Raw genomic sequence first — 20,355 nt, forward strand, 5'->3', positions numbered from 1 at the left:
GGAGTGCCCTCAAGTCGAACTCGGATAGTGCCCGTGCGATAGCTCAGTTATGGGCGATGGTCGATGACGCAGCCGGTCCGACCGGACCCAGTCCATCCTTAAGGCGGGCTTCAGCCTCGGCCTTCTGGCGGGCATCCGGTTCGAGGCTGAGCACCCGCTGCCACTGAAACTGGGCTTCTATCTGTCGGCCCGCGCGCCAGTAGGCATCTCCAAGGTGACCATTCACGTCCGGATCGCCCGGCTCCATCTCGACTGCCTGTTCAAGCTTTTCAACGGCCAGCCTGTAATCGCCCAGACGGTAATAGGCCCAGCCCAGGGAATCGAGCATGGCCCCGGACTGCGGCCTCGCCTCCACGGCCTTCTGGACCATGACCAGGGCCTCCTGCAGTCGCTGATTGCGATCGATCCAGGAATATCCCAGAAAATTCAGCAACTCCGGCTCATCCGGATTGAGCTTCAGGGCAGCGCCCAGGTCCCGCTCAGCTTCCGTCCAGCGGCCGGCCCGTTCCAGAGCGATGCCGCGCAGATACAGCACCCGCCAGTCCGGGCTCTCGGCCTCCCGAGCGATCAGGGGGTCCAGAACCTGGACCGACTCGTCCCACCGTTCGTTGGCCCGCAAAAGATCGGCGAGCGCGATCTGGGCAGCGCGGTCGTCTGGTGCGGCCTGAACCGCCTGGCGCGCCACATCCAGGGCCCGCGTCTTGTCACCGGCCTGCTGATAGGTCCAGGCCAACTTGCTCCGGGCGACCGCAGACTGGAGCGAACCAGGGGCAATATGGCCGTAGGCTTCAACGGCCCCGGCATGATCACCAGCCTGGTTCAGCAGGTCGCCGAGCAGCAGCCAGGCGTCCTCCCGTTCAGGGTCCAGCCGCAGGGCCAGACGCAGATAGGCCAGGGCGAACTGGCTCTGCCGCTCGCCCGCGAAGGTCGCTGCGCAGGCCACCAGAGTCTGGGCCGCGCCCTGCCGAAGGGTCGTAAGGGGTGGCGCGGCGCTACGGGCGACAGCTCGCGCCCGGGCCTGCTGCAGACCGGCATCCGTCGGGTCGGCGGCCAGGGCCTGGTCATAGAGGGCTATGGCATCAGCATGCCGCTTTCGCCGCTCGAGAAAGGCTCCGTGATCCAGAACGAAGATGCCGGCGGTTGTCGATGACGATGTCAGGGCCTTGTAGTCGGTCTCGGCCTCGTCATAGCGCCGGGCACGCTCGAACAGCCGCGCCTGACCCAACTGGCCGAAATACTGCACGAGGCGATCATTCTGCAGGCTTGGCTGAACGGCCGCGCCCTCGGCATCGCCGGCCGCGGCAGCCACCCAGGGACCCAGCAGAGCTGCAGCCTGGCGATGGGGAAACGCGATCGGCTCGGCCTTCAGAAGCGTCTGGGCCTCCTTCCCCTTGCCTGACGCCAGCAGGTCCACGACGCGGGTCAGCGAGGCCAAACGCTTGACCGCCTCGCTCACATCTTCGCCACGCGGTGCGACCTGAGCAGCCCGGGCGACCTCTCCCGACAGCAGGAGGGCCGTAAAGGTCCGCTCACTGACGACACCGGGATTGTCGCTCAAAACCCCGGCAACACCGAAATAGTCAGCCGCCTGGCTGGTGCGGCCGTCGCGAAGCGCCGCCTGGCCGGCCAGGAACTGGCCATAGGCGGTACGGGCATCAAAGAACGAATAGCTGCCGGATACCGGCCCGCGCAGGGCAACGTTCGGGGTCGCCGCGCAGGCGGTCAGGGCTAGCAGTGACGCTGTCGCGAGAAGAATTCTGAAGTTCATCCAGGCACCCTGTTGGGTTTCGACGCGCGCCGCAAGCCTGCGACGCACGGGAGGAGAAGAGACTGCGCCCTCAACCGGCCCGGAAACAGGCCTCCTGATCAGAACGACCGGGAGGCCCTGGCATCACATGTTGGGATAGTTGGGGCCGCCACCGCCTTCAGGCGTGGTCCAGACGATGTTCTGCGACGGATCCTTGATGTCGCAGGTTTTGCAGTGGACGCAGTTCTGGGCGTTGATCTGGAAGCGCGGGTCGGTGCCCTGCTCGTTGTACAGCACCTCATAGACGCCCGCCGGGCAGTAGAGCCGCGCCGGCTCGCCATACTTGGGCAGGTTCACCGAGATCGGGATCGATGGATCCTTCAGGGTCAGGTGGGCGGGCTGATCTTCCTCGTGGTTGGTCGCCGACAGGAAGACCGAGGACAGCTTGTCGAAGCTGATGACGCCGTCGGGCTTGGGATAGACGATCGGCTTGAAGTCCTTGGCCAGGCCCGTCGAGGCGGCATCGGTCTTGTCGTGCTTCATCGTGCCGAAGAACGAGAAGCCGCCCGTCAGATGGGTGACCCACATGTCGAACATGCCGACGGCCCCGCCCAGGAAGGTGCCCAGCTTGCCCAGCAACGGCTTGGCGTTGCGAACGACCTTGAGTTCCTTGGCGACCCAGCTCTTTTCAAAGGCGGTCTGGTATTCGACCAGCTCGTCGCTGGCGCGGCCGGCAGCAAGGGCCTTGAAGGCCTGTTCGGCGGCCAGCATGCCGGTCTTCATGGCGTTATGGCTGCCCTTGATGCGGGGCACATTGACGAAGCCGGCCGAGCAGCCGATCAGCGCGCCGCCCGGGAAGGTCAGCTTCGGGATCGACTGGTAGCCGCCCTCGGTAATGGCCCGCGCGCCGTAGGAAATGCGGCGGCCGCCTTCCAGGTGCGGCTTGACGGACGGATGGTGCTTGAAGCGCTGGAACTCGTCGAACGGCGACAGCCACGGGTTCTTGTAGTTCAGGTGCACCACATAGCCGATCGACACGTAGTTATCGCCGAAGTGGTACATGAAGCTGCCACCGCCGGTCTTGTCGTCCAGCGGCCAGCCGGTGGTGTGCTCGGCCAGGCCGGGCTGGTGCTTCTCGGGCGGAACCTGCCAAAGCTCCTTGATGCCGATGCCGTACTTCTGCGGCGACTTGCCGGCCGACAGGTCGAACTTGGCGATCAGTTGCTTGGCCAGTGAACCCCGCACGCCCTCGGCGATGAAGACGTACTTGCCGTGCAGCTCCATACCGGGCTGGTAGTCGGGCTTGTGATGGCCGTCCTTGCCGATCCCGACGACACCGACCACGACACCCTTCAGGGAGCCGTCATCGTTCCAGACCATGTCCGAGGCGGCGAAGCCCGGATAGATCTCGACGCCGAGTTCCTCGGCCTTGCCCGCGAGCCAGCGGGTCAGATTACCCAGGGAGGCAATGTAGCAGCCGTCATTGTGCATGAAGGGCGGCAGGGCAAACATCGGCAGGGAGAGCTCGCCCTGCGGGCCCAGGATCAGGAAACGGTCCTTGGTGACCGGAGTTTCCAGCGGCGCGTCATCCTCACGCCAGTTCGGGAAGAGTTCGGTCAGCGCCTTGGGATCAATCACGGCGCCCGACAGGATATGCGCCCCGACTTCGGACCCCTTCTCCAGCAAGGCGACCGACACTTCGGTGCCCGCTTCGGCGGCAAGCTGTTTGAGGCGAATGGCGGCCGACAGGCCGGCGGGGCCGCCGCCGACGATGACGACGTCGTATTCCATCGACTCGCGTTCGAGGACTTCGCTCATGGGATCTCCCGCCCCGGGCCCGGCAGATTCTGGAATGGGACCCGTGTTTCTTGCTGTTGAGTCTGACCTTATCCGAACGTGACGCGGCGATGGTCAAGGAGAAAGCGGTGCGAATTGTTGCGTCGCAGCGTGGAGAGCCGACAAAGATCGCGCTAAGGATGGGAAGATGAGCCCCGCCGTCGATCCTCGCGCCGTCGAAAGCCTGCTCGCCTTCTGGGCGGATGCGGGCGTCGACGCCACCTATTCAGAGGTGCCGATCGACCGCCTTGCCGAAGGCGCGGCCCTGTTGCGGGCCCGCAGCCAGCCCGGCCCCGCCGCTGTCGCACCCCGCCCCGTCATGGTGGCCAGTTCCTCGACCAAGGTTTCAGAAGCCATTGCCGAGGCCCAGGCGGCAGCTGCGGCCTGTCAGGATCTGGACGCGCTCGCCGCCGCAATCTCCGCCTTTGACGGTTGCCCCCTCAAGACCCAGGGTGCCAGGCAGGCCGTAGTGTCCCGCGGCCCGGCCGACGCGCCCCTGATGATCATTGGCGAATGCCCCGGCCCCGATGAGGACGCCCAAGGCCAGCCCTTCGTCGGTCGCGCCGGCCAACTGCTCGACCGGATGCTCAAGGCGGCCGGCCTGACAGACCGGGTTTTCATCACCAACACCGTCTTCTGGCGCCCGCCGGGCAACCGCACCCCTACCCCGCAGGAGCAGGCCATTTGCGCGCCGTTCCTGGAGCGCGCCATCGCGCTGGTGAATCCCAGAATGCTGCTCCTGGTCGGCGGTGCCTCCGCCAAGGCGCTGCTCCGGCGCGATGACGGGATTCTCACCCTGCGCGGCCGATGGTTCGAATGGACCTCCGCGGACGGCAATCGGGAGTTGCCAGCCCTGCCAACCCTTCACCCGGCATTCCTGATCCGGCAGCCCGCCGCCAAGAAGAAAGCCTGGCAGGATCTGCTGACCCTGTCCGAAAGACTTGATCGCCCGGCCCGTCCAAACTAGGACTCTCGGCGACCAGTCGGAACGGGGACGCGCCACCTTCGGGGACGCGCGAATGGCATTGCAGCGCATCGCTCGACCTCTGGCCGTTGTCTCGGCCCTCCTGTTTTGCCTGTGCGCTGCCGTCAGCGTGCGAGCCTCCAGCCTTGAGCCCCTGTCCAAGGATGACGTCCGCTATTACCGCGCGGCTTTTTCGGCCACGGAACGCGGCGATTTCGACGCCGCCGAAGCAGCCTTCGCCAATACCCGCAACAAGAGCCTTGAGGGCCGCCTGGCCTATGCCAAGCTCATGCATCCTACGGCACATACCGCAGACTTTGACGACCTGACGGCCTGGCTGAAGGCCTATGGCGACGAAGCCGGGGCCGACAAGGTCTATACCCTGGCCGTCAAGCGCAAGCCGGCCAAGGCAGCCGCGCCCCGCCCGCCGGCCCTGTTTGTGGCCTCAGACAAGGGCCCGCCGCCCGCCGACAAGGCCAGGGGGGCAAGGGAGGCCTATTATTCGGGCGACATCACCAAGGCCCTGGCCCTGGCCCAGATCAGTGGCGAACGCTGGATTGCGGGCCTGGCCTCCTACCGGCTTGGCCAGAATGACAGGGCCCAGGACTATTTCGACCAGGTGGCCCGTGATGAAAGCCAGGATGACTGGCTCCGCTCCGCCGGCGCGTTCTGGGCGGCGCGCGCTGCCACGGCCGCCGGCCGCACGAGCGATGCCCGCGACGCCCTGATCGAAGCGGCCCGCTCGCCCAATACCTTTTACGGCATGATCGCGGCCCGCCAGCTGACCCTGGCCGGCGTAGCTCTGCCGAACGACCCCGATGACCCGATCGCCGCCCTGATCAGCCGCTTCAGCTATGACGGGCCCGATGTTGCGTCCTTGAACCGGCTGCTGGCTGCCGACGATCGTGCCCGACGCGCTGCGGGCCTGGCCCAGATCGGCCGCTGGACCGAGGCCGGCCAGGAACTGAGAGCGGGTCTCTCCCTGGCGGAGACCGAGAAGGCCCGGGGTGACTGGATGAGCCTGACCCTGGCCCTCAACGCCCGTGCGCCGCTCAATGCCGGTCGCCCTGTCGCCCGCCTGGGCTCGGACGACTATCCCCTGCCCCCGCTGGAACCCAAGGGCGGGTTCACGATCCACAAGGCGATGGTCTATGCCCTAGTGCGTCAGGAAAGCCGCTTTGACCCCACAGCGGTGTCCGGGGCCGGCGCTGTCGGACTGATGCAGCTCATGCCCATCGCTGCCGCACGAGCTGCGGGCGACGACAAGCTGCTCGAAGACAATACCCCGCTCTTTGACCCGGCTTTCAATCTGCGGGTCGGCCAGGACTATTTCACCTGGCTTATGGATCGCGGACTGCAGAGCAACGACATGCTGCGCGCCGTGGCGGCCTATAATGGCGGCCCCGGCACCCTGCTGAAGACCCAGGCCCAGCTTGGCGCGGATTGCGACAGTCTGCTGCTGATCGAAAGCCTGCCGGCCGTCGAGACCCGCAACTATGTCGAAAAGGTCGTCGCGTCCTACTGGACCTATCGACGCCTGATGGGTGCCGAGACACGCACCCTGGATGCCGTCGCCCTGGGGGCCCGCGAGATCGATATCCGTCTGGACCTTTAGGTCACCAGTTCAGGCGACGCGCGCCAACCGCCTTGATCAGACGGGCGAAGTCCCGATCTCCGGAACGAAAGCCGCCCCTGGCCTGATAGAGCCGCGCCGACAGCAGCAAGCCCTGCGGTGGCGTGAACGGTCGACGAAACCAGCTGACTCCCGGCCGGCCAAGGCTGACCGCCCGGTCCCAACCGGCATTGACCTGTTTCTCCACCACCTGACGCCATCCCTCGGGCAGCAGGGCGTTAGGCTCCAAAAGCATCAGCCATTCGCCACGCGGACGGTCACAGGCCTCTGCAAGCCCCAGGCCGAGACCATCCGCGGCTGACACGACCCGTGCCCCACAGTCCTCGGCAATTTCGAGCGTGCCATCGGTCGAACCGCCATCGGCCAGGACAACCTCACGCACCAGCCCATCCACAGCAGCAGCCACAAGACTCGTCAGGCATGGACCAATGAGACGGGCGCTGTCGCGGGTCGGAATGACGACGGTGATCATGTAGCCTGCTTCAGGGTCCCGAGTGATGAGGTCAAGCCTCGTTCTTGTTATGTTCCCAAAATGACGATAGACTTTGGCCATGGCCACGCCCGCCCATCTGAATCGTGTCGCCCTGCGTGGCCGTGGTGCCCGCTCAAACGCGACGGGGCGCTTCGAGACCTATCGTTCGGAATCCTTCGATGACGGCTGGACCGAAGCGGACGAAGCCGCGCGGCCCCTGACCACAATCATCCAGCCGATGAAGTCCAGGACCATCATCGCCCGAAATGACAGCCCAGACATCGGCTTCAACGCGTCGATCAATCCCTATCGCGGCTGCGAACATGGCTGCATCTACTGCTATGCCCGCCCCGCCCATGCCTATCTGGGGCTTTCGCCCGGACTGGATTTCGAGTCCCGCCTGTTCTTCAAGCCCGAGGCAGGACGGCTGCTGGAACGGGAGCTTTCTAAGCCCGGCTATAAACCTCAGGTCATCCATATCGGCGGCGACACCGATCCCTACCAGCCGCAGGAAAAATCCCTGCGGGTCACGCGGGCGGTGATCGAGACCCTGGCGCGTTTCAGCCACCCTTTTACGATCATTACCAAGTCGGCCCTGATCACGCGCGACCTGGATGTTCTTGGCCCCTTGGGCAAGGCAGGCCTCGTCCGCGCAGCCGTCTCGGTAACCACCCTTGACCGCAAACTGGCCCGCAGCATGGAACCGCGCGCGGCCACACCTGAGCGCCGCATCGACGCGATCCGGCAACTGGCGGCTGCGGGCGTCCCGGTCACAGTCATGTTCGCCCCGTCCATTCCCTCGCTGAACGATCATGAAATGGAGGCCGTGCTGCAGCGGGCCGCCGAGGCCGGTGCCACCTCCGCGGGCTATGTCGCCCTGCGTTTGCCGCTCGAGATCGGCGATCTCTTCCAGCACTGGCTTCGTACCGATCACCCGGACCGTGCCAAACGGGTCATGTCCCTGGTCCGCCAGATGCGCGGGGGTGCGGTCAACAATTCTGAATGGGGCCAGCGCATGACCGGGGAAGGCCCGGTGGCGGAAGTGATGAACCAGCGCTTCCTGATCGCCAGACGGAAATCTGGCCTCGATGCGCCGTCCCAGCGGATGGATGTCGGGTCTTTCAAGGTTCCCGCCAGGGCCGGCGATCAGCTGACCCTGTTCTGAACCCTGGCTCCATCGGCCTGAGCTACGCCGACCCGGGCCCGCAGCTTCATCCAGCGGCGTACCGGCATGTCGTAGGTGCGCAGCGCCACCCAGGCCCCGGCAAGGATCAGGACCACGGCCAGGGCGACGAAGCCCTCCGGATAGCCCTTGCCACCCAGGGCGCGGAAGGCGCGCAGCAGCAACTCCCAGAGCACCCAGTGCAGGGCATAGAGCGGATAGGAGATCTCGCCGCTGACCCGACAGAGCGCCCCCCTTCGCCCCTGGGGATCGCGATGGCCCAGCAGCACGATCAGGGGAAAGACGATAGCAACGCAGACCAGGTCATAGGTCGCCGTATAGTCCAACGGTGGCATGGCCAGGACCGCCAGCAACACCAGGGCCAGCAGCCAGACCGGTGCTCCGATCCGGAGATAGGGCTGAATCCGATAGCAGGCCCAGCCCAGAGCGAAGGGGAAGATCGTCCGGATGACACCGATCCAGTAGGTCGCTCGATCCCAGCCGGTCTGAACCCCGCCCATGCCATAGGCAATGCCGATCAGCACACCGCCGGAAACGACGATGACCAGCACCAGCCATAGCGTGGAGAGGCGACGCGCCGGGAACCAAAGGGCGCTGGCCAGCAGTTCAAGAAACAGCGACCAGGCGGGCGGGTTCAGGGGAAACAGCGGCGAGAAACTGTCCTCATCCCCGACCCAGATCCGGGGCAGGACCAGCAGGCCCATCAGCAGGCAGGCTATGATGCCATCCCGGTGTCCGATCATCACCAGGGCCCCTGCAACCATGGACAGGGCGATCAGGGGCCAGACCCGGATCAGGCGTGCCCGCATGAAACTGGGCCAGCTGATGTCTCGCGTCCCATAGGCATGGGCCAGGACGAAACCACTGAGGCAGAAGAAAAAGTCCACCGCCAGATAGCCATGGGCCATCAGCCAGGGACGATAGGTCCAGCCCCCCAGATGGTAGAGAAGCACCCCCACCGCCGCGAGGCCGCGCAGTCCGTCCAGGGCCTCATAGCGCCGCCCGACTTCGATTCCTGGCCCCAATATGCTTACCCCCGGTAACGGGACGCTTAGTGCCGCGCCGGGAACCGCCCGTCCAGCCTCAGGCCTTCTGCAGCAACAGGGCCTTGGTCAGGAATGCCCGATCCTCCGCAATCACACGCAGGCCCACACCGCTGAACAGGGCGGCAAGGTCGGTCTGGGCGTAGGTCGAATAGTAGGGCTCGTGAAAATAGACCGGAAAGGCCTCCAGCAGGCGTGACAGATCGGGCTCATCCTTCGGCTGCACCGAATCGACAAAGACCAGAACACCGCCGGGCTTGAGCACCCGGGCGATGGCGGCGGCCACGACAGGCCGTACCCGCGGTGGCAGTTCATGAAACAGGTAGACACAGCTCACGGCATCCAGAGACCCGTCAGCGAAGGGCATGGACTCGGCATTGGCCTGGACCATGCCGATGCCCGAGCGTGCCCGGGCCCGGTCCAGATAGGCCGGCGACAGGTCGAGTCCGGCCAGGGACGCGCGTGGGAAGGTTGCCTTCAGATCCTGCAGGAAGGATCCGGCTCCACAGGCTGCATCGACGATCCGAAGGTCGCGATGATCCCGGCCGCGCCAGTGCTTGGCCAGGAGCGACAGTCCTCTGCGGCGCATGGCGGCGGCCGTGCCGGCAAACAGCGCCTCGACCTGGGCGTCATAGCGCTCGGCACTTTCGGCGGTAAACCAGCCGCCCGACTGGAAGTGGAAGTTCTGCCGATAGTAATTCGGATAGGTGCCCGCTGTCGTTTCCGAACGGACCTCGACCCCATCGCCCCGCCGGCGACGCTGATCGACCGCACGCGCATCGACCAGAAAGTCCAGGGTCCGCATAAGCGACTTTACCGGTCCGGTCGAAGCCCCTTCCAGGGCCGGGTAGAGGCCGGCGGCGACATCCCGGGCGTCCTTTTCAAAGGCTTCCAGATAGACCTGTCGCAGGCGGGCACCGGATACCGGCGGCCCCTCGGGCTGGAAGTTGCGCGCAGCCTCGCCGCGCGTCGGCTGGGTCAGGGCGCGGGCCAGGCCACCGGCGGCTGTCCACCACAGGGCCTTGGCTGCGGCCCTGGCACTTTGCCCAACGGCCTCTAGCGCGAAGGCCCGCCGCTGACGTCGTGCAATGGCTCGGTCGTCCATGGCTGCCTCATCGCGAGAAGATCCCGACCAGTTCAATATGGGGTGACCAGACGAACTGGTCCACTGGCAGCACCTTTTCCAGCCTGAACCCGGCATCGACCAGGAGCCGGGCGTCGCGGGCGAAGGTCGCGGGATTGCACGAGACACTGATCACCCGGGAGACCTTGGAGTTGGCGATCTCGACGGTCTGCTCCAGGGCCCCCGCGCGCGGAGGATCGATCACCACTACGTCGGTCTTGGCCAGTTCCATGGTCAGAACAGGTCGACGGACGAGATCACGCGCCTCGGCAACGATCGGCTTCAGGCCTGGTGCACCACCGATCGCGGCCTTCAGGGCAGCGACGGCGGGAGCAGCGGAATCGGCGGCATAGACGGCAGCAATCTCGGCCAGCCGGAACGTGAAGGTCCCTGCCCCGCAGTACAGATCCGCGATCTTCGTAGCGCCCTGAGCGGCCTCGACCGCAAAGGCGACCATGGCCTTCTCAGCCTGGGGCGACGCCTGCAGGAAACTGCCCGGCGACAGGGCGACGACGGCCGGACCAAGCTTCACCAGAGGCTGACGGGCCATGTAGACGACCTCACCGGCCAGGGTGACGCGAGCAAAATCGCCGTCACTGGCCGCCATGGCCGCCAGCATGCGGGCATCGGCCGACAGGCCCCCGCTCTTAGCCTCAACGCCGGTGATGTCGATATCGAGCCCTGTGGCCGTCAGGGTGACATGCAGGGTCGGTGCCGATTTCGGGTGTTCCAGGAAGGGCTGTGCCAGTCGCGCCAGGGCCGGAAAGGCGGCAACGAGGCGGGGATCAGCGACCGGACAGTCCTCGATCTTCACCAAATTCCAGGACCGGCGCTCCTTGAAGCCCAGCCGCACACCGCCCTTGCCGCCCCGGGCATGCAGGGCCACCCGCCGGCGCGATCCGGCAGGCGCGGCGAAGGTCGGCAGGATCTCGGTCTCCAGGCCCTCGTGCGAGAGCTGGACGCGGACCAGCTCAGACTTCCACGCCAGATAGGGCTGCTGGGCCCAGTGCTGGCTGGTGCAGCCCCCGCAGTCGCCGAAATGCCTGCAGGATGGCGCTATACGGTCGGGACTCGGTTCGAGAATGTCGATCAACTCGCCCCGCGATCCGTCCATCTTGACGGTGACGCGTTCGCCCGGGAGGGTCAGGGGGACGAACACCGGGCCCTGTCGGACGATACCGTCGCCCTGGGCACCGACGGCGTCGATGATCACTTCACGCATTCCAAATCCAATCTCGCGGTCGGGGCCTGCACAGCCCCACCAATCAGGCCCTTGGCCAAGGCGGCCCGGGGCGCTGGAACCCGGAGGTCCCGTCAAGGGTGTCCATACCCGCAAAAGGGTCGCTTGGCATGAACGAAGATGAATGACCCGCTCAAGGTCCGTTCATGTTCATCCCGGCATGTTGGGCCATAGGGTCATCGGAGCGTCGTTCCGAGCCACCCCAAAATTGCCATTTGTCAGTTTGAGATACCGGTCATGACCAACAGGACGCCGACCATGAAGATCGCTCTTTGCGCCGCCCTCGCCGCCGTCACCGCCGGCGCGCTGGCCCCGACCCTTGCCAGCGCCCAGTCCTATGGCCAGCCCGGCTATCGTGACAGCAGCTATGACAGCAACGGCTACTACTATGACCCCTGCCGCCGCAGCACGACCCAGCGCGGTACCGGCGGCGGACTGGCCGGTGCAGGCCTTGGTGCCGCCATTGGCGGGAGCATCGCCGGCCGTGGCGCCAAGACCGAAGGGGCCGTCCTGGGCGGCCTGCTCGGCGCAGTGATCGGCTCCAATATCGGCAAGACCTCGGCGGCCTGCCGCTCCGGCACGAGCCTGCCGCCGCCGACCGTCAACAGCCGCTATGATAACAGCTATGACGCCCGGCCCTACGACGCCCGCTCCTATGACACAGGCTCGTACCAGGATCCGCGTTATGAAGACGCCCGTCGGGACGCGGAGCGCGACGCCTATCGCCGTAGCTCCGACACCTATCGGGTTGATCAGCGTTCGGCCGACATCAACGGCTGCACCCTGGCCGAAAGCCCGATCTATCTGCCGGATGGCCGCGTTCAGAAGCGTTTCGTTCGGGTCTGCCCGGACGCCAGCGGACGGTTCCAGGTCGTCGACTAGAGACCAAGCCCTCGGTTAATCTGCCAAGAGACGGCCGTCCGCTTTTAGCGGGCGGCCGTTTGGCTATTGGCGACGCGCCCAGATCAGGCCTTCGACCTGACCGTCACCGCCGGTGATTGGGCTCTCGGCCTGCCCCATGACGGTCCAGCCGGACACCTCGAGGAAGCTGATGATCTCGCGATGGACGCGATCGATAGTCTCCGGATCCTTGACCAGCCCGCCCTTGCCGACATGTTCTCTCCCCGCCTCGAACTGGGGCTTGATCAGGGCGATCAGATCCGTGCCTGGAACGGCCAGATCCAGGGCGGCCGGCAGGGCCTTGGTCATCGAGATGAAGCTGACGTCACTGACGATGAGTTCCGGATCCTCCGCGATCCAGCTGCTGTCCAGGAGTCGCGCATCCGTCCCCGAGAGGTCCACGACCCGTTCGTGCTCGACCAGACTGTGGTGAAGTTGGTCGCGGCCGACATCCACAGCATAGACCTTGGCTGCCCCCCGCGACAGCAGGACCTCAGTGAAGCCGCCGGTGGAAGCCCCGACGTCGATAGCGACCTTGCCCTCGACGACAATGGGCCAGAGATCCAGCGCATGGACCAGTTTCAGGGCCCCGCGTCCGACCCAGGGGTGGGCGGCCGAAGCACGGATCGATACATGCTCTTCGACCATTTCCGAGGGCTTGCGCACCAGCACGCCGTCGGCCTGCACGAGCCCGGCCTCAATGGCCTCACGGGCCTTGGCGCGGCTGTCAAACAGGCCGCGCTCCATCATCAGAACATCTACACGTCGACGGGTCATCCGCCGGCTCTATCACAGACTTGCGGTCGCGGTCGCTTCAGGATCAACTGAACGCCGATCACCGGCGCGCCAAGACGCCGGTCACCCGGGAGGACTTCCATGCACTTCAGTCGCCGTGGCCTTTTGGCCGCCTCGGCCGCCATCGCCGCCGCTCCGTCCGTCCAAGCCAAGCCCCGCGCCGCCGGCCAGCCGGCCTGGACTCCGGACGCCACGGAGATCGCCGGCCGTATCCGCCGCAAGGAGGTCAGCGTCGCCGAGGTGGTCGAGGCGGCCATCCGCAAGGCCGAAGCGCTGCAGCCCAAGGTCGGGGCCATTGTCACTTCCGACTTCGACCGGGCGATGGACAAGGCCAAGGGGGGGCAGCTCTCCGGCCCGTTCGCCGGCGTTCCATTCCTGATCAAGGACCTGGACGCCTATACCGGCCTGCCAACGCGTTATGGCTCGCGCAGTTCGATGGGCGCGCGGCCTGAAAAGGCTCAGACCGCCTTTGTTGACGCCTATGATCGGGCAGGCCTGTTGGTGATCGGCAAGTCGAGCACGCCGGAGTACGGCTTCCTGCCGACGACCGAGCCTGTGGGCTTTCTGCCGACTCGCAATCCCTGGAACCTGAACCATTCCTCGGGCGGTTCATCCGGTGGGGCCGCGGCGGCCACCGCATCCGGCATCGTGCCCTTCGCCCATGCCAGCGATGGCGGCGGCTCAATCCGTATTCCGGCCTCCAACTGTGGTCTGTTTGGCCTCAAGCCCTCGCGCGGTCGAATGATCCAGGGCCGGCCGGGCGACCGCGGTGTCGATCTCTCCGTGGCCCATTGCGTCAGCCACAGCGTGCGCGACTCGGCAGCCCTGTTCGCAGCCAGCGAGCGCACGGCGGCGGGTTCGCCCTTCGCACCGGTCGGGGTGGTCACCGATCCACTGAAGAAGCGCCTTAAGGTCGGCCTGCTGATCGAGACCGGGACCGGCCAGAAGCCCGATGCCGAGGTCATTGCCGCCGTCGAAGGTGCCGCCAAGCTGATGGCCAGCCTCGGCCACCATGTCGAACCCACGCACTGGCCGATGGACGGCGCCCAGTTCGGGCGGGACTTCACCGCCCTGTGGTCCACCGGTGCCGCCGAACTTGCCGCCGGTGTCAGCAAGGCCATGAAACGCAAGGCTGATAGCTCTGTGCTCGAGCCCTTCACCCTGGGCATGGCCGACCTGGTCGCGGGCCTGAAGCCAGGCGACATCGAAGCCGCCGTCGGCCGGCTGCAGGCCACGGCCAGGGCCTATGACACCTGGCTGACCCAGTACGACATCATCCTGTCGCCTGTCCTGGGCAGCCCGCCTGCCGAGCTCGGCTTGGTCAGCGGTGCGGTCCCGTTCGAAACCCTGCAGGCCCGCCTGATGCACTATGTGGGTTATACCCCGGTGCACAATGTCGCCGGGGCTGCGGCGATGAGCGTGCCCCTGCACTGGACGGCGCAAGGTCTCCCGGTCGGCGTGCACTTCGCCGCGCGCATGGGAGCCGAAAAGCTGCTGTTCCAGCTGGCCTATCAGCTGGAGGCGGCCCAGCCCTGGGCTCACCGCAAGCCGCCGACCTCGCTTTAGGTCACGAGGGCGAGCGGGGGCGTCACGCGCACCCGCTCGCCTTGTGCGCTTTCACATAACGAACAATCTCGGCGATGAGCGCGAAGTCCATCGCCTCCGGCTTGCGCCAGCGGATACAGCCCTTGCCGCAACTGGCCCCGACCAGGCGATCGCCAAAGCGCTCGATTGCCCCCTGCCCCGCATACAGGGCCACATACTGCTTCTGGCTGTTGAAGGCGATCCACGGCGACTTGGGGTCGCCATAGGCCGGCATGCCATAGGCCATGCGCTCATGGTCGGCCCCGAAGGCGTCAATGCAAACCGCCCGCAACCGATCCAGTGCCGGGCGGCGATCGGGTTCCACCTCCTCCGGGAAGTCATCCACGCTCGCTGCCTTCGACTGGACCATTGCCGCCTCCGAAGAGGGCTCTAGCCCTCGACAAACACCTTCTTGAGTTCGTTCTTCATGATCTTGCCGTTGGCGTTGCGCGGCAAGGTTTCGTGCCAGAACACCACCTTCACCGGCACCTTGAAGGCCGCCAGACGGTCGGCGACAAAGGCCCGCAATTCGGCCTCGCTGGCTACAGCACCGGGTTTCAGGGTCACGACTGCTGCAGGCTCTTCGCCCAGGGTCTTGTGCTCGATGCCGACCAGGGCTGCATCCATCACCGCCGGGTGGTCATAGAGGCAGTTCTCGACCTCGATGCAGTAAATGTTTTCACCGCCGCGGATCAGCATGTCCTTGGCGCGGTCGATGATGAAGCAGAAGCCTTCGGCGTCGAGACGCGCCAGGTCGCCGGTCTTCACCCAGCCGTCGATGAAGGTCTGGGCAGTGGCTTCCGGCTTGTTCCAGTAGCCGCGCACCACCTGCGGGCCACGGCACCACAGTTCGCCGACCTCACCGATCGGCAGTTCCCGATGCGGCTCCTCGACAGACATGATTTTCAGGTCGGTGACCGGCACGGCCGGGCCGCAGCTGTCGGGACGGTTTTCATAGTCCTCGGCCGAGTTGCTGGTGGCCGTGGCCGAGGTCTCGGTCATGCCCCAGCCATTGCCCGGCGAGGCCTTGGGCCAGACTTCCTTGATCTTGCGCACCAGTTCCGTAGCCGAGGGCGCGCCGCCATAGGCCACGGCCTCGATCGACGACAGGTCATACTTCTCGCGATTGGGGTGCTCGATAATCTGCCAGGCGATGGTCGGAACCCCGCCGATCTGGGTCAGACGCTCGTCCTCGATCAGTTGCATCGCCTTGTCCGGATCCCATTTGCGGATCATGGCTAGCTTGGCCCCGCCAAACAGCGAGGGATTCAGCACCGCAAAACAGCCGGTGGCGTGGAAGAAGGGCACCGAGATCAGCGAGCCGCGCTGGGGACCATTGGGATCCAGCTCGGGCGGAGCCTCGCCCCGGCGCAGGAAACTGCGGGCCCCTGCGGCCGCGGCGGCGAAGATATTGCTGTTGACGTTGCGGTGCGTGCCGATCGCGCCCTTGGGCTTGCCCGTGGTGCCCGAGGTATAGAAGATCGTCGCATCGTCATCGGCCGCCAGAGGCGTGGTCGACAGCGGCTTTTCCTCCAGGGCGGCCCAGTCGCTGGGACCGCCGATCACCGTCTCCAGACGGGTGACATAGGGGTGGGCGATCTCTTCCCGCGAGCGGCTGACATAGACCCGCTGCAGGTCCGGACAGTTGTGCAGGTGCTCGGCCAGGCGCTCATAGCGCTCGACATCGACCACCAGGGTCTTGGCCCCGGAGTCCAGCAGACCGTATTCCAGCTCACCGCCGGTCCACCAGGCGTTCAGCGGCGTGACGATCGCCCCCAGGGACAGGCCGGCATAGAAGGCCACTGGCCATTCGGGCAGGTTGCGCATGACGATGGCGATGCGATCGCCCTTCTGCACGCCCTTGGCGGCCAGCTCGGCTGCGAACACGGTCACGGCACGATAGAAGGCCTCAAAGCTGACCCGCTCGTCTTCATGGACCATGAAGATCTTTTCGCCATGGGCCCGGCCCAGGACCAGGGTATCCCGCAGGGTCGGCGGCGCATTCTTCCAGGTCCGGGTCTTGATGCCGCGGATCTCGACCTCCTCCATCTCGCCCGCCGTCCCCGGCTGGGTGATCATGGCATAGGCCTGCTGAACCGACATGGCGGGCCACGGGATGGAAGCGGGGGTGGCCTGGGTCATCGTTACTCTCCCGGTATGGTCGCGCCTTATTCAATGAGCGCGTTCGCTAGCGAGAAAGCACAGCCGAGAGCTTGATGCAAACGTCCGTTTGACCCTAAGGGAACAATGATAAGTTATGGGGCCTGCCCTTGTGAATGCCCTCATGCCGACGGCATCGGGCACTCCGCTCGCAGGCCTGTGGCGGCACCTCAGACGAGCAGCCTGCCAGGCCGATGGGACGGGGTGGCCCCACTCGACGCCACCCCCATTCCCTGTAGACATGGGGAACTAGAGCCCCCTACCCCACCGACGCCAGACGGCTGAGCGCTGCCTCGAGCTTGGTCTTGGCGGCTTCCGCATCGGCGAGGCGTTCGCGGTTTTCCTCGACCACCTCTTCCTTGGCGCGGGCCAGGAAGTCGGGGTTGTTCAGCTTCTTGTTGGTCTTGTCGATCTCGCTGACATGGCCGGCGATTTCCTTGGTCAGGCGCGCCTTTTCGGCCGCCAGATCGATGAACTCGGCGATGGCCAGGGCACCGGTCGCCTCTCCCAGCACGAAGGGCACGGCGCCGGTCGGCGGGGCCTCGGCCTCGCGGGCGCTGTCGAGTCGCGCCAGGGTCAGCAGCAGGTCGCGGTGCTGGGCCAGGCGGGCCTTGGTCTCGGCGCTGGCACCGATCAGGGTCAGAGGCGGCTTGGCACCCGGCGGCACGTTCATCTCGGCGCGGACCGAACGGATCTCGCTGACGGTGTCGACAAGCCAGCCGATCTCGGCCTCGGCCTCGGCATCGATCCAGCTGTCCGGCAGATCGGGCCACGCCTCGACGATCAGCATGCCCTTGCGCGGCGCGCCGAATTCGGCGGTCTTCTCCCACAGCTCCTCGGTGATGAACGGCATCACCGGGTGCAACAGCTTGAGGATCACATCCAGGGCCCAGGCGGCCGTGGCGCGGGTCTCGGCCTTGGCGGCAGCATCGTCGCCATTCAGGACCGGCTTAGCCAGTTCCAGATACCAGTCGCAGAAGACGTTCCAGATGAACTTGTAGAGCGCGCTGGCCGCCGCATCGAACGACGGCGCTTCCAGGGTGCGGGTGACCTCGGCGGCGGTCTTGACCGTTTCGCCACGGATCCACTTGTTGATCGGCTGCTGAACGGTGGCGGGATCAAAGCCCTCGACCCGGACGCACTCGTTCATCTGGGCAAAGCGCGAGGCGTTCCACAGCTTGGTACCGAAGTTGCGATAGCCCTCGATGCGCTGCTTGCTGAGCTTGATGTCGCGCGCCTGGCCCGACATCGCCGTCATGGTGAAGCGCACCGCGTCGCAGCCCAGCTCGTCGATCAGGACGAGCGGGTCCAGTACATTGCCCTTGGACTTGCTCATCTTGGCACCCTTCTCGTCACGGACGAGGGCGTTGATGAACACCTGCTTGAACGGCACTTCACCCATGAAGTGGATGCCCATCATCATCATCCGGGCGACCCAGAAGAAGATGATGTCAAAGCCGGTAACCAGGGTGCTGGTCGGGTAGAAGCGCGCGACGTCGCTGGTCTTTTCCGGCCAGCCCAGGGTCGAGAACGGCCACAGGGCGGAGGAGAACCAGGTGTCGAGGACGTCTTCGTCGCGCTTGAGTTCCGTGGGCGAACCATAGTGCGCCGTGGCCGCGGCGATCGCTTCTTCCTCGGTCTCTTCGACGAAGATGTGGCCGTCAGGCCCAAACCACGCCGGGATGCGGTGACCCCACCAGAGCTGACGCGAGACGCACCAGGGCTCGATGTTGCGCAGCCATTCGAAATAGGTCTTTTCCCAGTGCCGGGGCTCGAAAACCGTGTCGCCGTTCTCGACGGCCTGAAGGGCCGGCTGGGCCAAGGTCTTGGCATCGACATACCACTGGTCGGTCAGGAAGGGCTCGATGACCACACCTGAACGGTCGCCATGCGGGACCATGTGCTTGGTCTTCTCAATCTCCTTGAGCCAGCCCTCTTCCTCGGCGCGGGCGACGATGGCCTTGCGCGCGGCGAAGCGGTCCAGACCGACATAGTCGGCCGGGACGGAGTCATTGAGCTTGGCCTCGACGGTCAGGATATTGATGACTTCAAGCCCGGCCCGCTTGCCGACGCCGAAGTCGTTGAAGTCGTGGGCCGGGGTGATCTTGACCGCGCCCGAGCCCTTGGTCGGGTCGGCATAGTCATCGGCGACGATCGGGATGCGACGGCCGACAATCGGCAGGGTCACAAACTTGCCGACCAGGTCCTTGTAGCGCGCATCGCTGGGATGAACCGCGACGCCGGTGTCGCCCAGCATGGTCTCCGGGCGGGTCGTGGCGACCACGATATAGTCGCGGGTCTCAAACTCGGTGGCCTTGCCCTCGTCGTCGAAGGCGATCGGGTGCTGATAGGTCATGCCGTCGGCGAGGGGATAGGCGAAGTGCCAATAGGCCCCGTCGACCTCCTTTTGCTCGACCTCGAGGTCGGAGATGGCGGTCTGGAACTGCGGGTCCCAGTTGACCAGACGCTTGTCACGATAGAGCAGGCCCTGCTTGTAGAGCTGGACGAACACCTTGCGGACCGCGGCCGACAGGCCCTCGTCCAGGGTGAAGCGCTCGCGCGACCAGTCGCAGCTGGCCCCCAGGCGGCGCAGCTGGTTGGTGATGGCCCCGCCGCTTTCGGCCTTCCATTCCCAGACCTTGTCGACAAAGGCCTCGCGGCCCATGTCACGGCGACCGACATTGCCGGCCGCGGCCAGCTGGCGTTCGACGACCATCTGGGTGGCGATACCCGCGTGGTCGGTGCCCGGCAGCCACAGGGCGGCCTTGCCGCGCATGCGATGGAAGCGGGTCAGCACGTCCTGAAGGGTATTGTTCAGCGCGTGACCGATGTGCAGCGAGCCCGTCACGTTCGGCGGAGGGATGACGATCACGAACGGCTCGGCGTTCGGGTCCTCGCTCGGCTTGAAGGCCCCGGAGGCCTCCCAGGCGGCGTACAGGCGGGGTTCAACGGCTTTGGGATCGAAGGTCTTGTCAAGCATGGCGGTGCGGGTATGCCATCTGCGGCCGCCGCGCGAAACCGGGCGACCTGGATTCAAAGAGAATTTGAACGGAAAAAGGCGGCCGCCACAGCGACCGCCTCTTCAGGTTTCGAGGTCCGCGCCTGACCAAGGCCAGCGCAAGGCCCGAAATTATACGCCGCGACCGCGGGCGATGCGGTGAACTTCTTCCTCGACCTTGGCCTCGACGATGCGCGGCAGGTTCTGGTCGAGCCATTCCTTGAGCAGCGGGCGCAGAAGTTCGCGCACCACATCCTCGAGGGTCCGGGCATCCTTGGGCATCAGCAGGGCCGAGCTCAGGCTGCCAAAGGCGCTGGCGGCCAGACCGGCGGCGTGATCACCCACCAGGTTGTCAGCCACTTCGTCGCGATTGAAGGCCGGCGAAGGCGCCGGCGGCGTATAGGCAGGAGCCGGTTCGGGCTCCGGCGCGGCCGGCGAATAGACATCAAGATCGCCGACGCTCTCAAGCGGCTCTGGCTCAGGCTCAGGCGAGATCGGATCCGTCAGCTCAAGCACGTCGTCCTCAACCGGAGCTTCATAGACAGGCTCGGGCGCAGGCGGAGGCGCGGGGGCCGCCTCGGGCTCCGCCGGGGCATCATCTTCGGAGATGATGCGCCGGATGGAGGCGAGGATCTCCTCCATGGTCGGTTCTTGAGAGCTCTGGTCGGACATGTGCG

At 65.8% G+C, this 20,355-nt stretch carries 16 protein-coding genes; 5 read left to right on the top strand and 11 right to left on the bottom strand.

The features are described from left to right. Positions 1–43: 43 nt before the first annotated feature. The gene (locus AQ619_RS09355) at positions 44–1,768 is read right to left on the bottom strand and encodes a tetratricopeptide repeat protein (RefSeq protein ID WP_062146639.1); all 1,725 of its coding nucleotides are present in this window, start codon (positions 1,766–1,768) and stop codon (positions 44–46) included. 123 nt (positions 1,769–1,891) lie between these two features. Beyond that, complete coding sequence (locus tag AQ619_RS09360; protein WP_062146641.1) at positions 1,892–3,565, bottom strand: electron transfer flavoprotein-ubiquinone oxidoreductase; 1,674 nt, start codon at positions 3,563–3,565, stop codon at positions 1,892–1,894. Positions 3,566–3,731: 166 nt separating this feature from the next. Here AQ619_RS09360 and AQ619_RS09365 point away from each other — a divergent pair, with 166 nt between their 5' ends. After that, a complete protein-coding gene (locus tag AQ619_RS09365; protein WP_062146643.1) occupies positions 3,732–4,550 on the top strand; it encodes a uracil-DNA glycosylase in 819 nt (272 codons plus the stop codon). A 52-nt stretch (positions 4,551–4,602) separates the two neighbouring features. Then, positions 4,603–6,162: a lytic transglycosylase domain-containing protein gene (locus AQ619_RS09370; RefSeq protein ID WP_062146645.1), complete on the top strand. Its 1,560-nt coding sequence runs from the start codon at positions 4,603–4,605 to the stop codon at positions 6,160–6,162. A gap of 1 nt (position 6,163) precedes the next feature. On the opposite strand, the gene AQ619_RS09375 is transcribed toward AQ619_RS09370, so the two are convergent. Further along, entirely contained in the window at positions 6,164–6,733 is a 570-nt protein-coding gene (locus AQ619_RS09375) for a glycosyltransferase (RefSeq protein WP_084745888.1), read from the bottom strand. Between AQ619_RS09375 and AQ619_RS09380 the strand changes: the two genes are divergently transcribed. Beyond that, positions 6,732–7,817 carry a PA0069 family radical SAM protein gene (locus tag AQ619_RS09380; protein WP_062146649.1) on the top strand — a complete coding sequence of 362 codons (1,086 nt, stop codon included), beginning with the start codon at positions 6,732–6,734 and terminating at the stop codon, positions 7,815–7,817. The genes AQ619_RS09375 and AQ619_RS09380 overlap by 2 nt on opposite strands. On the opposite strand, the gene AQ619_RS09385 is transcribed toward AQ619_RS09380, so the two are convergent. Genes AQ619_RS09385 through AQ619_RS09395 form a run of 3 tightly spaced genes read right to left on the bottom strand, consistent with a single transcriptional unit; the run spans position 7,799 to position 11,223 of the window. Further along, positions 7,799–8,860: an acyltransferase family protein gene (locus AQ619_RS09385; protein WP_062146651.1), complete on the bottom strand. Its 1,062-nt coding sequence runs from the start codon at positions 8,858–8,860 to the stop codon at positions 7,799–7,801. The two genes, AQ619_RS09380 and AQ619_RS09385, sit on opposite strands and share 19 nt — an antisense overlap. Before the next feature lie 58 nt (positions 8,861–8,918). After that, positions 8,919–9,983 carry a class I SAM-dependent methyltransferase gene (locus AQ619_RS09390; protein ID WP_062146653.1) on the bottom strand — a complete coding sequence of 355 codons (1,065 nt, stop codon included), beginning with the start codon at positions 9,981–9,983 and terminating at the stop codon, positions 8,919–8,921. Between the two features lie 7 nt (positions 9,984–9,990). Next, positions 9,991–11,223, bottom strand: coding sequence for a class I SAM-dependent RNA methyltransferase (locus AQ619_RS09395; protein WP_062146654.1), 1,233 nt, complete (start codon positions 11,221–11,223; stop codon positions 9,991–9,993). Positions 11,224–11,478: 255 nt separating this feature from the next. On the opposite strand from AQ619_RS09395, the gene AQ619_RS09400 reads away from it, so the two are divergent. Further along, positions 11,479–12,123: a hypothetical protein gene (locus tag AQ619_RS09400; RefSeq protein WP_236849440.1), complete on the top strand. Its 645-nt coding sequence runs from the start codon at positions 11,479–11,481 to the stop codon at positions 12,121–12,123. Positions 12,124–12,186: 63 nt separating this feature from the next. Here the strand turns inward: AQ619_RS09400 and AQ619_RS09405 are convergent, their stop codons facing one another. Next, positions 12,187–12,918: a TlyA family RNA methyltransferase gene (locus tag AQ619_RS09405; RefSeq protein WP_062146656.1), complete on the bottom strand. Its 732-nt coding sequence runs from the start codon at positions 12,916–12,918 to the stop codon at positions 12,187–12,189. Between the two features lie 99 nt (positions 12,919–13,017). Between AQ619_RS09405 and AQ619_RS09410 the strand changes: the two genes are divergently transcribed. After that, the gene (locus AQ619_RS09410; protein ID WP_062146658.1) at positions 13,018–14,502 is read left to right on the top strand and encodes an amidase; all 1,485 of its coding nucleotides are present in this window, start codon (positions 13,018–13,020) and stop codon (positions 14,500–14,502) included. Between the two features lie 22 nt (positions 14,503–14,524). On the opposite strand, the gene AQ619_RS09415 is transcribed toward AQ619_RS09410, so the two are convergent. The 4 genes from AQ619_RS09415 to popZ form a co-directional block, all read right to left on the bottom strand. Next, positions 14,525–14,890, bottom strand: a complete 366-nt coding sequence (locus AQ619_RS09415) for an iron chaperone (RefSeq protein ID WP_062146660.1) — start codon at positions 14,888–14,890, stop codon at positions 14,525–14,527. A 20-nt stretch (positions 14,891–14,910) separates the two neighbouring features. Beyond that, complete coding sequence (locus AQ619_RS09420; RefSeq protein ID WP_062146662.1) at positions 14,911–16,662, bottom strand: class I adenylate-forming enzyme family protein; 1,752 nt, start codon at positions 16,660–16,662, stop codon at positions 14,911–14,913. A gap of 277 nt (positions 16,663–16,939) precedes the next feature. Further along, the gene (locus tag AQ619_RS09425) at positions 16,940–19,660 is read right to left on the bottom strand and encodes a valine--tRNA ligase (RefSeq protein ID WP_062146665.1); all 2,721 of its coding nucleotides are present in this window, start codon (positions 19,658–19,660) and stop codon (positions 16,940–16,942) included. A 150-nt stretch (positions 19,661–19,810) separates the two neighbouring features. Further along, positions 19,811–20,350, bottom strand: coding sequence for a pole-organizing protein PopZ (popZ, locus tag AQ619_RS09430; RefSeq protein WP_062146666.1), 540 nt, complete (start codon positions 20,348–20,350; stop codon positions 19,811–19,813). Between the last annotated feature and the right edge of the window lie 5 nt (positions 20,351–20,355).

The sequence above is a fragment of the Caulobacter henricii genome, from assembly GCF_001414055.1.
Taxonomy (GTDB): Bacteria; Pseudomonadota; Alphaproteobacteria; order Caulobacterales; family Caulobacteraceae; genus Caulobacter; species Caulobacter henricii.